Source organism: Leifsonia xyli subsp. xyli str. CTCB07, from assembly GCF_000007665.1.
Classification (GTDB): Bacteria; Actinomycetota; Actinomycetes; order Actinomycetales; family Microbacteriaceae; genus Leifsonia; species Leifsonia xyli_C.
Genome location: NC_006087.1, coordinates 2,314,129 through 2,327,605, shown reverse-complemented (window position 1 = coordinate 2,327,605; position 13,477 = coordinate 2,314,129). Strand labels below are relative to the sequence as shown.

Here is a 13,477-nt window from a genome sequence, read left to right as displayed (position 1 = left end):
TTGAGATTCCTTTCAGTGGATGCCGCGCGAGCGGCGGTGTGTCACGCGGTGGTGTAGGTCTTGACGGCGGCGGTGAGGTCGGCTATCCCCTTCTTGGCGTCCGCGAAATACATGCCGGTCTTGGGATCGTGGAAGAGGTCGTTGTCGATGCCGGCGTATCCCGCATTCATCGACCTCTTCAGCACGACGATCGACGCGGCTCGATCGACGTCGAGGATGGGCATCCCCGACACGACCGTCCCGGGTCGCCGAGCGGCGGGGTTGACGACGTCGTTCGCTCCGATCACGAGCGCGACATCGCACGTGGAGAACGCCGCGTTGGCCTCGTCGAGTTGTAGGAATTGGGTGTACGGGATGTTCGCCTCGGCCAGCAGCACGTTCATGTGTCCGGGCATGCGGCCGGCGACCGGATGGATCGCGAACTTCACGTCGATGTCGTGGGTGCGCAGCACCTCAGCGAGCTCGTTGAGTTCGCGCTGGGCTTGAGAGGCCGCCAACCCATAACCCGGCACGACGATGACGTGCCGCGCGTAAGCCAGCTGCACGGCGACGTCGTCGGCATCCAGGATGCGAAGGCTCGCACCGACGCCCGCTGCCGGGGTGCCGGGGTGCTCGTCGCCTGTTCCGAAGCCGCCCACGATGATCTTGATCACCGATCGGTTCATCGCTGCCGCCATCTGAAGGGTGAGGATCGTTCCCGCCGCTCCGACGAGAGCACCGGCGATGATCATGATCTGCGCGCCGACGACGAAGCCCGCCATCGCGACGGCGAGACCGGTGAACGCGTTCAGCAACGACACCACCACGGGAGCATCGGCTCCGCCGACGGGAAGAACCATGAGGATGCCAAAGACCAGAGAGCTGGTGAGGAGGCCGAGGACCGGCCACGGCGGCATCGCTCCCACGACCAGGAGAACCGCACAGACCACGGCGAGGGCGGCCACGCTGGCGCTCACCACGCGTGCGCCGCGCCAGAGCAGAGGGCGGCCGGGAATGATGCCCTGGAGCTTGCCCGCCGCGATGAGCGAGCCCGAGAACGTGATCGATCCGATGAGGATGTCGAGTGCGAGGGGAACGGACACGTCGAGGCCGAACGCACTCGCCGATGGCCGCCCCGCGACGTCGGCCAGCGCGATGGCGCACGCCGCTCCGCCGCCGACCGCGTTGAACACACTGACGAGCTGGGGCATATCGGTCATGGGCACGGTTCGCGCTCGCCATATGCCGAAACCCGCGCCGAGGAAGGAACCCGCGCCGAGAACCGCCCAGCCCAGCCACGTCGTGGTCCCCGCGATCGCGGTGGTGAGAAGGACCACCGCGACGACGACAACCATTCCGTCCGCCGAGATGAGATTGCCGCGTCGCGCCGCGACAGGTGTGCGCATCAGGTGAAGGCCGACCACGAAACACACCGATGCGGCGAGAACCGCGGCGGTCGAGACCAGAATCGACGTCGACATCACGCGCCGCTCTCTTCACGCGACCGGCGGACCGGACGAAACATGACCAGCATGCGGTCGGTGACGACATATCCGCCGACGACGTTGGCGGCGGCGAAGGCGGCAGCCAACGCCGCGAGCACGTACTGCTCGGGCGAGCGCGCCGCCGACGCAGCGATGACCGCCCCGACTGCTACGACGCCGTGGATGGCGTTCGCACCGGACATCATCGGCGTGTGCAGAGTGGTCGGGATCTTGCTGATGACCTCGAACCCGACGAGCAAGCTCAGGACGAAGACGGTGACATCCGCCAGAAGCGCCTCGCTCATATCCGTGCCCCCACGACGGGCTGTTCTTGGGTCACGAGATCGGCGCAGTGCCCGTCCCGAACGCGGCCGTCTCGAACTGCGATCATCGGGCCGATTACGTCGTCGTCACGCACGACGAGCTCGCCTTCGCTTGTGAGCATCTGCAGCACCGCGAGAACGTTGCGGGCATACATCGCCGACGCGGCAACGCTGAGCTCGGTCGCGAGGTCGTGATGGCCGATGACGGTCACACCGTTCGCCGTGCGATACCGATCACCGTCGCGAGCACCCTCGATGTTGCCGCCGCGCGGACCGACCGCGAGATCGATGCACACCGATCCGGACGCCATCGTGGCGAGCATTCCCGCGTTCACGAGAAGCGGCGGTCTCCCGCCCGGAACCTTCGCGGTGGTGATGACGACGTCGGCATGGCGAACAATGTCCGCCAGCTCGTCGGCTTGCCGGTGATGTTCGTCGACCGTCAGCGCGCGCGCATACCCGCCGACACCACGCGCGTCGGCCACCGCGGACGTGACGAACGTCGCTCCGACGGATTCGACCTCTGCGCGAGAGGTCGGGCGCACGTCGTAACCGAAGGTGATGGCTCCGAGACGCCGCGCTGTGGCCAGCGCTTGCAACCCCGCGACACCTGCTCCGATGACAAGAACGCGCGCTGGCCGGAACGTCCCGGCCGCCGTCGACATCATCGGCAGGAATTGCGCGTACGCTTCCGCAGCCACGATGGCGGCGCGGTACCCCGCCGCCGAAGACTGTGACGACAACGCGTCCGCTGGCTGCGCCCGGCTGAGCGTACGCGGGAGAAGCTCGAAAGCGAGCGCCGTCACCCCGGCAGCGGCGAGAGCGGCCACGCGTTCCGGCTGACCGAGGGGATCGAGAAGGCCCAGAACTACCTGACCTTCATGAAGTTCGACGGTGTCCATGTCAGGTGCACCGATCCCGACGACGACGTCCGCGCTCGCAATCGCGTCGGCAGAGCCGATGCGCGCGCCGGCGGCGCGAAACGTGGCATCGTCGAATCCGCAGCACTCCCCCGCGCCGGATTGCACCACGACATCAAAACCTTGGGCGCACAGGCGAGGAACGACCTCGGGAACGAGCGCGACCCGCCGCTCGCCGGGTTCCGCCTCGCGGAGAACTCCAACCGTGTGTGTCATGTTCCCCAGACTGCGCGCGATCGACGGCGCGCAACGGGACCAAAGTCCGTCGGACTCGCGCTTGTCAGTCCTGGTTGAGAGGGACGGACCAGTGCATGGCCAGCCCGCCGACGCGCGCGAGTGAACTCGCACGTCCCTCCCCGCGCATGAGCACGCTTCTGCATGTTCGCCATGCCACTGCGTCTGTCGTTCTCGGCCGTCAGACCGGAACCGTCGTCCTCGACCACGACGCTCACTCGCTGGTCGTCCGCGGTCACCGCCACCGTGCATGTCAACGCCGCGGCATGACGCGCGACGTTCGTCAGCGCTTTGCGAGCGACGGCGACGACATCGTCAAGCAGGTCATCGGTGATGAGGGTGTCGACGGGGCCGCCGAACGACACACGCGGCCGTGACGGCATTCCGGGTGAGATGTCGTCGACCAGCCGGAGCACACGGTCGCGCAAAGTCTCGGTCTCCGAGGGTCGCGACAGCGCGAAGACGGCTGTGCGAATGTCGGCGATGGCGCGATCGATCTGCTCCACCTGGCGCTGCAGAGCATCGCGCTGTGACGGTTCGACGCTGGCGACAGCTTCGAGGCCGAGCCCGGCCGCGAACAAGCGCTGGATGACGTGATCATGCAGATCGCGCGCGATGCGGCCTCTCTCCTCCATCAACTCGAGACGACCGCGGTCCACACGCGCCCGCGCGAGCGAGATCGCGATCCCGGCGCGCGGCGAACTCACTCACGGCGGCGATCTCGTCGGGTGTGAACGAAACCGCGCCGGCGGGGCGCGACACACATAGTGGCGGATTCCAGTGGTTGTTGCAACACGACGATTAGCTGGCGAGTAGTTTAGCGAGGCGTTCGGCTGGGGTTTCCCAGCCGAGCGTTTTGCGTGGGCGGGTGTTGAGCTCGTGGGCGACGTTCGTCAGGTCGGTTGCGGTGAATCGGGCGAGGTCTGTTCCCTTTCCCTTGGGGAAGTATTGGCGAAGGAGTCCGTTGGTGTTCTCGTTGCTGCCGCGTTGCCAGGGACTCGCGGGGTCGCAGAAGTAGACCGGGATGTCGGTGGCTATCGTGAACGACTTGTGAGCTGCCATTTCCGAGCCCTGGTCCCAGGTGATCGAGCGACGGAGTTCGCGTGGGAGTGTCTTGACGGCGCTGATCAGTCCGTCCCGGACGGATTCTGCGGTGCGATCGATGGGGAGATGGATCAGCATCACGAACCGGGTGGAGCGTTCCACGAGGGTGCCGATGGCGCTGTTGCGGTGTCCGCCGATGATGAGGTCGCCTTCCCAATGTCCGGGAACGGCGCGGTCCTCGATTTCGGCGGGACGGTCGGAGATCATTACCATCGGATCCGCGAAACGATGTCTGCGAGCGGCGCCAGAACGATGCGGTTTCCGCTTGGCCCGGCCGGTCCGCAGCACCATCGTGAGCTCGCGGCGGAGTTGTCCACGGCCCTGCACGTAGAAGGCTTGATAGATCGTCTCGTGCGCCACGCGCATCTCCGCATCGCCGGGGAACTCGCGGATCAGCGACCGGCTGATCTGCTCCGGCGACCAACGTAGCGTCAGCTTCCGTTGAACGTAACTGCGCAGCTGCGGATTGCGGACCAGCCTCGTGGCTTTCGGTCGCGGTCGGCGGCTGGCCGCTTTCCGATGCGCCACGTATGGATGGTAGCCGCCCTCTCCAGGAAGCTGATTCCGGCGAATCTCTCGACTGATCGTCGACACCGAGCGACCAAGCTTGGCCGCGACCCGACACAACGAAAGGCCGGCCCTGGTCAGGTCCCGGATCAGCTCACGCTCCTGCAGGGAGAGGAATCGTGGGTGGAGTGCGGCTTCGAGCGAACGCATCGACGCCCGCTGAACAGGATCAACAACGACAGGCACCCTGTCTTTGTAATCGACCACGCGACCATCTGGATAAATGCGTCGCCCGTTCGACTGTCCCAGAGGTATCCCGTGTTCGGGCTGATTCCGACTCGTCCCACCGCTTCGCGGCGCGAGAGCCCGCTGCTCCGCAGCTCCAGGTACTCGTCCTTGCATGGGTGCGCGCTCATGCCGCCGCCGGTGTAGCCGTGACTAGCCAGGCCCGCCTTGCGAACCCATTGCGCGCACGTCGCGGGGTTGAACCCTAGCTCCCTCGCCGCGATCGTCGTACTCCTGGACTCCTTGAAAATGACGAAGAAGGCTTCACGCTCCGCCTGGGTGTACTTCCTCTTCCCCGCACTGCGCCTTAAACGGGACACGGTCCTTGCAACTCCTAGAAACTCCAGATGTTGCAACAACCGCTAGAACCCAAGTAGTTCCCCGGTGCGCCCTCCTTCCGCCGGCAGTGCCACGGCGGCGGTCGCACCGACGACGAGGTCGGGGCCGTACAGCGTGATCTCTGTTCCCTGGTCCACGACGACGTCACCTGAAGAGATCGCGCGTGCGGCAAGAGAGTCGCCTCCCGGCAGTCGCCGCCCCAGGAGGTCGGCGGAGTGCGCACCGGATGCCGCTCGGACGCAGAGCGACGGCAATCCTTGTTCGGGGACGACCACCGAGGCGACGACTCCCCCACCACCCCCGCACAGTTGTCGGCGCCGACCGCCAGCGGATCGGTCTGCGTCGGGTCAAGCAGCATCGCCGTGACCTCGGAGAGCGCGGTGCTGAGCTGTGTCTGCCGATGCGCTCGCTCGTACAATCGGGCATTCTCGATCGCCGTGCCCGCGATAGCGGCCAGTGCTTCAGATGATCGCCTCGTCCTCCGCGGTGAAAACACCGGGCCCGGGCTCGGTCAGGTAGAGGTTTCCGTACACGTCGTTGCGTGTGCGCACCGGTACTCTGAGGAATGCCCCCATGTGGGGGTGGCCCGCCGGAAAGCCCGTCGAACGGTCGTCCTTCGAGAGATCGGGGAGGCGAATCGTCGCGGCGGTGTGCATGACCGCCCCCAAGAGTCCGCGTCCTCAAGGGTGGCCGATGGCGCGGACCTGCACCTCGCTCATTCCGACGTGCAGGAAGTCGCGCAGGGCACCGTCGGGTCCGATGACGCCAAGCGCTCCGTACCGAGCACCGACCAGCCGGACCGCCGTCTCGACCACCTGATGCAGGACGTCTGCGAGGTCCAGCGAAGCGGTGAGCACCTGCGATGCCACGAGGAGGTCCTTCAGTTTCTCTTCCACCGTGCGCGCTCCCGTGGCATCCTGACGCATCGCCGAGATCATGCGCGCGAGGGCCGTCGTGTCGGCTCTCTGCGGATCGGAAGAGTTCGTCACGGTGCTCCTGTCGTCGGCGGTGATCGTACCCCGACGAAACGCGAGTCGGGACACGACGACGTAGTGGGACCTTGGTCCCGAATCGTCCGCGCCCGTCGGACGTGAGATCGGGGCACTCGACCATTGTGGCCCGCGCGCAGCGGGGCCACAATGGTGTCCGCACAGGGAGGGGTGCTGGCGACGATGATTGCCGTGTTCTTGGTGGACGACCACGAAATCGTTCGGCGTGGGCTCGCTGACCTGATCGCCACGCGACACGACATGGAAGTCGTTGGCGAGGCGGGCACGGTGCGCAGCGCGATCGAACGCATCCGTGCCTGTCGTCCCGACGTCGCCGTGCTGGATCTGCGTCTGCCCGACGGGAGCGGGATCGACCTCTGCCGACAGGTGCGTTCCGAGTTGGGCACCGCGTGTCTGATTCTGACGGCGTTCGACGACGACGACGCCGTGCTCGCTGCGGTCCTCGCTGGCGCCGCCGGGTACCTGCTCAAGTCGACGACGGGAAGCGGTCTGCTGGAGAGCATCATCGCAGTGGGCCAAGGAAAGGTGCTCTTGAGCCCGGAGGCGGCGCGCCGGACGAGCGCCCGGCTGGGCGATCCGGCGGACGACCCGCGATGGACGTCTCTGGGCCTTCGGGAACGACAAGTGCTGGCCTGCATCGCAGACGGTCTGACCAACCGCCAGATCGGGGAACGTCTGGGGCTCGCGGAGAAGACCATCAAGAACTACGTCTCCTCGCTTCTGCTCAAGCTGGGATTGTCGTCCCGGACACAGGCCGCCCTCTTCCGGCGAGACCACGGCGAGTAGAATCGGCGCGACTCGGGACCATCGACCCTTCCTGGTCGAATCGAGCGCGGTGCGCGTATCGCCCGACGCTGTGCCCAGTCGACCGCCGCCAAACAGTCGACCGACTCGATCTGAAACATGACGATCTTCGGCATCCCGGTCCTCCTGTTCTCGCGGCAGAAAGCACCCGCTCCGCCCCGGAGGACCAAGGTCCCGGCCCGCTCGCCGCCCCTTCCCTACCGTCGAGAGCGCCGCGGCAACCCCGGTGTTGCCGCGGCGCCTCTGCACCTTTCGCACGCCAAGGAGCGACCATGAACGAACGTCTCGAGACCCGCATCCTGGTGGGCATGGATGGCTCCCCCGCCTCCATCGCAGCCTTGCGCTGGGCGGGCCGGCTCTCTACAGTTTTGGACATCCCCGTCCACGCTGTCCCCCTGTGGTCCTATGCGCCGTGGGGTGAATACGTCACCGTCGCCATTGACACCCCCGAGACGGATGCCGAGACCGCACGGCGTGAGGCGATCGCCGCCGTGTTCGGCGATGATCCTCCTGCCCGTTTCAGATCCGAGGTCATCCCGGGAGCCGTCGCGGCGACGCTCGTGAAGCTGAGCCGAACCAGCGATCTCTTCGTGCTCGGTAGCCGCGGACACGGTGGGTTCGTCGGATTGCTCTTGGGGTCGGTCAGTGCGGTGTGCGCCGCGCATTCGGCGTGCCCGGTTATGATCATGCACGAGGGCGATGAGGCGCCTTGAGCACGGCGCCGAACGGTGGGCACGCATTCGCGGAGTCATCCGTCGTCGCCCGGGTGCCCGGCATGCCTGCCGTCGCGACGCGCCTCGACGCTAGCTGCGACGACGTGCGACAGCGCCTCATCAAGGAGGGCGTTCAACTGCGCCTGCGTGGCGATACTTACACGTTCGGGCGGTATGAGCCTTGACCTGCGGCACAGAAAGGTCCTCGTCGAGTTCGACCCATCTGCGGTTTGGAGACGAGGTTTCGAACCTTCTCGACGGGCGGGTTCTTCCGAGCCCGTCATGGCGCTGTGATCCGGCGGGAAACCGATAGCTCTCGCGCCGCCGCAACCCCTACTTTCCGCGGTTGCGGGCGCGCACGGCCAGAAGTGCGCAGCCGATGACCGCGATGCCGCCGATGATGGTTTGCCAGCCGATGTACTCACCCAGCAGCAGGCCCGTCCAGAGGATGCTCATCACCGGCTGGGTGAGTTGCACCTGGCTTACGTGTGCCATCAGGCCGATCGCGAGGCCGCGATACCAAGCGAAGAATCCGAGGAACATGCTCACCGCGGCGAGGTAGGCGAACGCGCCCCACTGCACGAGTGCGCCGGTCGGTGGGTGCTGCACGACGGCGATGCCGGTCAACACAATCATCAGCGGCGAGGCGACCCCGAGCGCCCAGGAGATAGTCTGCCAGGATCCGAGCGCGCGGGAGATTAGCCCGCCTTCTGCGTACCCGATTGCGCAGACGATGACCGCGGCGAACAGCAGCAGGTCTGAGACGTGCAGGCCGGCGAAGCCACCACCCTGGATGACGGCGAAGGTCATGGCTGCGACCGCGCCGAGCGTGGCCGCGATCCAGAACGAGTGGGCCGGGCGTTCGCCGGTGCGCAGCACCGCGATCACCGCCGTTGCCGCCGGCAGCAGTGCAATCACCACGGCCCCGTGGCTTGCGGGTGCGGTGGTGAGCGCGAAAGAGGTGAGGAGGGGGAACCCGACGACTGCCCCACCCGCGACCACCGCCGATTGAATCCACTGCTTGCCGCGCGGGAGTTTCTGCCGCGTCAGCCCCAGCGCGAGCGCGGCGAGCACTGCCGCGATCACCGCACGACCGGAGCCGACGAACAGAGCCGACATGCTCCCGTTCTCGACCGCGACGCGTGTGAAGGGCACCGTGAACGAGAAGGCGGTGACGCCGAGAAGCCCCCACCACAGGCCGGCGCGCGACGCTGGTAGCGACCGAGAACAGGACTGTCTTCCAAGCTGTAGCACGCAAACGAGGGGCGGTCTCCCTCCTAGAGAGTGAGGCGGGGCGGCCTGCGAGCAGCGTCCTGGTGGACGTCGCTCGAGCCGGCCGCCCGTTGAGGTGGACCTGTCAGCTCCCCTGGGGCTTCGGCGGCGTTCGCGGGGTCTTTGACGGCGGAGCAGCGTCGAAGATCGCCGCGATCGCGTCCCGCTTGCCTGCAGCCTCCCGCTCGATCTCGTTGCGTAGATCCTGTGCGCGGCGCGGGATCGTCGGGTTCGACTTGGCCTTGTCGATCCAGGCTTCGATGGCGAGGCGGACTTCGTCGGTGACGTTGCGATCACGCAGCTGGGCGATGATGTCCAGCTGCGTGCGGGTGGACTCGTTGAGTCTGACCGCGAGGGGTTTGATCGGGCCGTAACCGAGCCCGTTGACGGACGGGGCCTGGGCGCGCATGGTGTTGACGTTGGACTCGCTCATGTGGGCGGGTCACCTCCTTGACGGGTGCGGCCCGAGAACCCACTTGATTCTCTACGAGACCACAGACCGACAACGAGGACGTGGAGCGGGTGCCAGAACTGACTGCGGCACCCCCTGCCTCTAGGTTTACCCGGTTACCCGGCCATCACGTTGGTGCCAGGCGGCTGACGGGTGGGTGGCCTCCGAGGGCTGAGTGGCGTCGCCCAGTGTTGTAGTGCTCGAGCCAGGGTGCAAGCGTTGCTGTGCGGTCGGCGTTGGTGAGGAAGGCCTGCCGGTAGGCCCATTCGGTCTGTAGGGTGCGGTTGAAGCGCTCGGCCTTGCCGTTCTGCCAGGGGAAGTGCGGCTTGATGAACTTCTGCCGGATGCCGTGCGCGGCGCAGACCTCGCGCAGCGACCAGCGATAGGACCAGGCGTTGTCGGTGATCAGCCGTTCGATGCGAGTGATGCCGTGGGCGGCGAGGTAGGCGATCGTGCGTTCCAGGAACGCCGCGCAGGTGGGGCCCTTCTCGTCGGGCAGGACCTCCGAGTATGCGAGCCGGGAGTGATCGTCGACGAGCGAGTGGACGTAGTCAAATCCGACCTTCGTGTTCCGGTCTCGCAGGATCGATCCGCTCGCGCGGCCGTGTGCCTTCCAACCACCGCCGTCGGGTATCTTGCCGAGCTTCTTCACATCCATGTGGACCAGCTCGCCGGGCCGGTCCCACTCGTAACGGACCGCAGTGGTCTTCGACGCGCGGATCACCTCCCCGGTGATCGGGTCCAGCGTCCGCAGCGGCGGGATCCCGTGACGGGCGAGGATGCGCGAGACGGTCCGGGGCGAGAGCCCGAGCCGCGCGGCGATCTCGTCCCGTCCGATGCGCTCCCTCTGGCGCAGCTCGAGCGCTGCCTCCTCGACGTCGGCCCCCGCGCGTGTCGGGCTGCTGTGGGGTCGCGAGGACCGGTCGAGCAGCCCAGCCTCGCCCTCGGTGCGGTAGCGGTCGATCCAGCGTTTCACGCAGCGACGGGAGACTCCCATCGCCGCCGCGATATGTGCCTGTTTCCAGCCGGCACGGGCGCGCTCGACGATCAACCGCCTGCCGTGAACGGTCAGACGAGCGTTAGCGTGGGGCATGGGACCTCCGTGTGCTTCGTGAAGACGTCAGATATCTCCACTAAGCCCGGGGGTCCTCTTCGTTCACAAGCCACGCAACGGAACCAACCTCATGGCCGAGTACACCTAGCGCTACTCCTGGCCACGGGAGCCCGATGCGATCACTCTTCCCGCCGTCGGTAGTCGGCACTGGTACTTGGAAGACTTCAATGAACATGCGTCGAGTGCAGTGGCCCAGGATCACGTAGCGGTCAGCCTTGATGTTGCGAATTGGGCTCGTAGAAGTAACGACCACGGCCCGTCCGGCGCGCACGTCGTCGGTGACCATTTGCGGTGTTTGAAAGCGTCAGTATCATCATGCAATCCTGCACGCACCGGCAACATCCATGCGTAGAAACGAGGTCCGCTGCGCAGCTTGCTGCCCACACTGCGGCATCCAAATCTCAAGGAAATAGAGTCCTGGCCTCACCTACAGCTGAGCTGTTAACACGCTCCAAACACCAGGCCAACAAATATATGACATAGCAAATCATTACCAGGCTCCGCGCTCCGGCTCCGGCCCAAAACTGTCAGCATCGCGCCTTGCGTGATCACTCGGGTGCCATGGTATAACTGTGCTGGGTCTTCCGCCAAAGCATCCATCCAGCGACGAGAAAAACCCCTGGGGTAGGAAGAGCCAGCACAGCTAACAGGTCGCCAACTCGGCTATCTTTTATTAGATTTATTTTTTTAGCGTTTTTAACGCCGCCGCGGTCGGAGAGCACTCGCCGCCGCTTTCGCAGCCCCAAGGACAGCGGCGAACGGGAGCGTTGATCAGGAATTTGGGAGGACGATAAAAATTCACAACATGGCTAAAGACGTCCGGGACGATCTGTCTCGTTCCACCGAGCCAAGACAATTCGGTGAGAGACGGTCGATACTCTTGACGTCCTTGTCGGTGACGTTGTTCGTCGCGACCTTCTTCGGGTTGCTCCTGATCGGGCTCGTCATTTCACCGTCAGCGTCCTGGACGGCCGATGAGATGCGTTTCGTCATCGCGGCGAACAACGCCCATACGGCTGTCAGCGACATGATCGCAGGCACGATCGAGGTCGTCTTCGGACCGACCGGCGCGGTGCTCATCGGTCTCGCGACCGTGGGGCTGATCGGGGCCGCCAAGCGTTCCTGGTTCGTGGCGTTGCAAGTCGCGCTCTTGATCGGGATACCGAGCGCGGCGATGGGACTGATGAAGCTCTTGGTATGTCGTTTAGGACCTGACCCTTCGATGCTGACCTATCCGCCTTCCGGGGCAAACGGCGCTCCCATGTTCAGCTATCCCAGTGGTCATACCGCTTTCGCCGCCGCGTGGGCGCTCGCTCTTCTCGTCGTGCTCGACAGACGACGCTTGCGCGGCGCACTCTTCTTCGTCGCGCTGGGCCTCGTCGTCGTCACAGGCTGGTCTCGGCTCTATCTCGGTGTGCATTATGGGACGGACGTGCTTGCATCTATGGTGCTGGTTCCTGTCACCACTCTCGCCGTGGCATCCGTCACGGCTCGTCTGCGGATGTCTCACAGGGTTCCCTCGACACGATCCGCGTAGCGCTTGCACGCACACGAGGCCGCACAGACGGGCAGAAAACCCAACTCGGCGGGTAGCCAGGTAGCGACCCCGCGACGTACAGCGCACGGTGCAGACTCGTCGCGGCCGATGACCGCTTTTGCTAGCTGTGGTGTCCAGAGAGGTTGTTTCGGTGACATGGTTGTGACGGGAGCTGAGAGGGGTGGTCCTCTGGTTGTGAAGTGGAGCTGTTGAGTTCAACCGCTTCACGAACCGGGAGGCCCTCGTTTCCCACGCTAACGCTGCCTGACCCCGTGCAATCGAGGAAGGCTGGCCGGCGCCGGTCGCGTCGAAGATGTTCATGATCTCGCCCGTTACCGCCCGAAAGGGGCGACCCGGTTGCGTTCGGAAGGCCCTGCCAGGATGACGGATCGGTCTCCAGCCGTCCACGATCGATGCTGACGAAGACACCGCTGCCGCAGGTCAAACAGATCGTGAGGTGGTGGAACAACCAGCGCCTCCACGGAGAGCTCGACATGCGCACTCCCACCGAGGTCGAAACCGACTACTACGCTGGCCTCGACACACCCTTGGGAACACCCGCCTCCCAAGCCGCCCGATAGGAACAAAACCCAGGGCTAATCAAACTGCGACTCCCGTCGCCTTCTGGCCGACCTGGACTGTGGAGGTGACTTGATGCGAGGCGGCATCAATCACCGATACCGTATTGCCATCCTGGTTGGCAGCGTACACATTCTTTGAATGTGGCCCAACCGCGACCGCGACCGGACTCTTGCCGACCGAGATCGTAGAAGGAGTCGTTTCCGCGAAAGCCGCAGGTGTCGTGCTGACCTGATCGCTGAATCGGGAATCATCTCCTCGGACACCTTGTCCGTGATCCGGCTGATCGTGTCCTTCGATACGGAGGCGCCATAGATCTCGGCGAAGAGGGCGGAAATCTCTCCCGTGGTCAGCCCGCGGGCAGTCAACGACAGGATAATCTCGTCCACCTGCCCCAGCCGGCGTTGATGCTTACGGACAATCTTGGGTTCAAAGGAACCCTCCCGGCCCCTCGGGACCTCGATCACAACCGGGCCGACCGCGTCTGTGATCACGGTCTTTGACCTCGTGCCGTTACGGGAGTTGCCGGTGTGATACCCGGCCACGTCATGCTTGCCGTATCCGAGGTGCTCGGCGAACTCCTCATCCAGCACGGTCTCCAGCACGCTCTTTGTCAGCGCGCGCATCAACCCGGGCGCCGACATCGACGCGCCCTGCTCCCGCGCCGGGCGCACCAAGTCCCACGCCAGCTCAAACTCCGCAACCGTCGGCCGGTCATCATCCTCAATTGCCGCATCCACGGCATCCATCGTCTCGGTCATCACGACCCTTCCCACCACCCCCTACAAGGCCGGCATGTCAGACCATTCACACCAAACCATG

Annotated in this window: 17 protein-coding genes and 1 pseudogene; 4 read left to right on the top strand and 14 right to left on the bottom strand. The window is 65.3% G+C overall.

Going from position 1 to position 13,477, the window contains the following annotated elements:
* Positions 1–41: 41 nt before the first annotated feature.
* From LXX_RS11105 to LXX_RS12930, 9 genes are all read right to left on the bottom strand, one after another.
* Positions 42–1,460, bottom strand: coding sequence for an NAD(P)(+) transhydrogenase (Re/Si-specific) subunit beta (locus LXX_RS11105; protein ID WP_041767856.1), 1,419 nt, complete (start codon positions 1,458–1,460; stop codon positions 42–44).
* Positions 1,460–1,768 (bottom strand): NAD(P) transhydrogenase subunit alpha, encoded by a 309-nt coding sequence (locus LXX_RS11100; RefSeq protein ID WP_011186905.1) that lies wholly within the window; start codon positions 1,766–1,768, stop codon positions 1,460–1,462. Before LXX_RS11100 ends, LXX_RS11105 begins: the two co-directional genes overlap by 1 nt.
* A complete protein-coding gene (locus tag LXX_RS11095; RefSeq protein ID WP_011186904.1) occupies positions 1,765–2,922 on the bottom strand; it encodes an NAD(P) transhydrogenase subunit alpha in 1,158 nt (385 codons plus the stop codon). Before LXX_RS11095 ends, LXX_RS11100 begins: the two co-directional genes overlap by 4 nt.
* Positions 2,919–3,647: a sensor histidine kinase gene (locus tag LXX_RS11090; protein WP_050737944.1), complete on the bottom strand. Its 729-nt coding sequence runs from the start codon at positions 3,645–3,647 to the stop codon at positions 2,919–2,921. The genes LXX_RS11095 and LXX_RS11090 overlap by 4 nt, the downstream gene beginning before the upstream one ends.
* Positions 3,648–3,741: 94 nt before the next feature.
* Positions 3,742–4,761, bottom strand: a complete 1,020-nt coding sequence (locus tag LXX_RS11085; protein WP_223227743.1) for an IS30 family transposase — start codon at positions 4,759–4,761, stop codon at positions 3,742–3,744.
* Positions 4,701–5,156 carry a transposase gene (locus LXX_RS16925; RefSeq protein ID WP_223227607.1) on the bottom strand — a complete coding sequence of 152 codons (456 nt, stop codon included), beginning with the start codon at positions 5,154–5,156 and terminating at the stop codon, positions 4,701–4,703. Before LXX_RS16925 ends, LXX_RS11085 begins: the two co-directional genes overlap by 61 nt.
* A gap of 42 nt (positions 5,157–5,198) precedes the next feature.
* Positions 5,199–5,450, bottom strand: coding sequence for a hypothetical protein (locus LXX_RS12940; RefSeq protein WP_141692886.1), 252 nt, complete (start codon positions 5,448–5,450; stop codon positions 5,199–5,201).
* Positions 5,451–5,636: 186 nt separating this feature from the next.
* Positions 5,637–5,843 (bottom strand): GAF domain-containing protein, encoded by a 207-nt coding sequence (locus LXX_RS12935; protein WP_223227648.1) that lies wholly within the window; start codon positions 5,841–5,843, stop codon positions 5,637–5,639.
* Positions 5,844–5,855: 12 nt separating this feature from the next.
* Positions 5,856–6,164 (bottom strand): hypothetical protein, encoded by a 309-nt coding sequence (locus LXX_RS12930; protein WP_068981872.1) that lies wholly within the window; start codon positions 6,162–6,164, stop codon positions 5,856–5,858.
* Between the two features lie 183 nt (positions 6,165–6,347).
* Between LXX_RS12930 and LXX_RS11075 the strand changes: the two genes are divergently transcribed.
* Together LXX_RS11075 and LXX_RS11070 are read left to right on the top strand one after the other, a co-directional pair.
* On the top strand, positions 6,348–6,971 hold the full coding sequence (locus LXX_RS11075; protein WP_141692887.1) for a response regulator: 624 nt from the start codon (positions 6,348–6,350) through the stop codon (positions 6,969–6,971).
* A gap of 290 nt (positions 6,972–7,261) precedes the next feature.
* Positions 7,262–7,702 (top strand): universal stress protein, encoded by a 441-nt coding sequence (locus LXX_RS11070; RefSeq protein ID WP_011186901.1) that lies wholly within the window; start codon positions 7,262–7,264, stop codon positions 7,700–7,702.
* 333 nt (positions 7,703–8,035) lie between these two features.
* On the opposite strand, the gene LXX_RS11060 is transcribed toward LXX_RS11070, so the two are convergent.
* The 3 genes from LXX_RS11060 to LXX_RS11050 form a co-directional block, all read right to left on the bottom strand.
* The gene (locus tag LXX_RS11060; protein WP_011186900.1) at positions 8,036–8,956 is read right to left on the bottom strand and encodes a DMT family transporter; all 921 of its coding nucleotides are present in this window, start codon (positions 8,954–8,956) and stop codon (positions 8,036–8,038) included.
* 103 nt (positions 8,957–9,059) lie between these two features.
* Positions 9,060–9,407 (bottom strand): hypothetical protein, encoded by a 348-nt coding sequence (locus tag LXX_RS11055; protein ID WP_011186899.1) that lies wholly within the window; start codon positions 9,405–9,407, stop codon positions 9,060–9,062.
* Between the two features lie 145 nt (positions 9,408–9,552).
* Entirely contained in the window at positions 9,553–10,518 is a 966-nt protein-coding gene (locus LXX_RS11050; protein ID WP_011186898.1) for an IS481 family transposase, read from the bottom strand.
* A 916-nt stretch (positions 10,519–11,434) separates the two neighbouring features.
* On the opposite strand from LXX_RS11050, the gene LXX_RS12925 reads away from it, so the two are divergent.
* On the top strand, positions 11,435–12,076 hold the full coding sequence (locus LXX_RS12925) for a phosphatase PAP2 family protein (protein ID WP_050737940.1): 642 nt from the start codon (positions 11,435–11,437) through the stop codon (positions 12,074–12,076).
* A gap of 413 nt (positions 12,077–12,489) precedes the next feature.
* Positions 12,490–12,657 carry a hypothetical protein gene (locus tag LXX_RS16920; RefSeq protein ID WP_155806824.1) on the top strand — a complete coding sequence of 56 codons (168 nt, stop codon included), beginning with the start codon at positions 12,490–12,492 and terminating at the stop codon, positions 12,655–12,657.
* Between the two features lie 19 nt (positions 12,658–12,676).
* Here the strand turns inward: LXX_RS16920 and LXX_RS16915 are convergent, their stop codons facing one another.
* Both LXX_RS16915 and LXX_RS11040 read right to left on the bottom strand, forming a co-directional pair.
* A complete protein-coding gene (locus LXX_RS16915; RefSeq protein WP_223227776.1) occupies positions 12,677–12,751 on the bottom strand; it encodes a hypothetical protein in 75 nt (24 codons plus the stop codon).
* A gap of 155 nt (positions 12,752–12,906) precedes the next feature.
* Positions 12,907–13,416 (bottom strand): annotated as a pseudogene (locus tag LXX_RS11040) (IS256 family transposase); the annotation flags it as partial.
* Positions 13,417–13,477 lie beyond the last annotated feature (61 nt).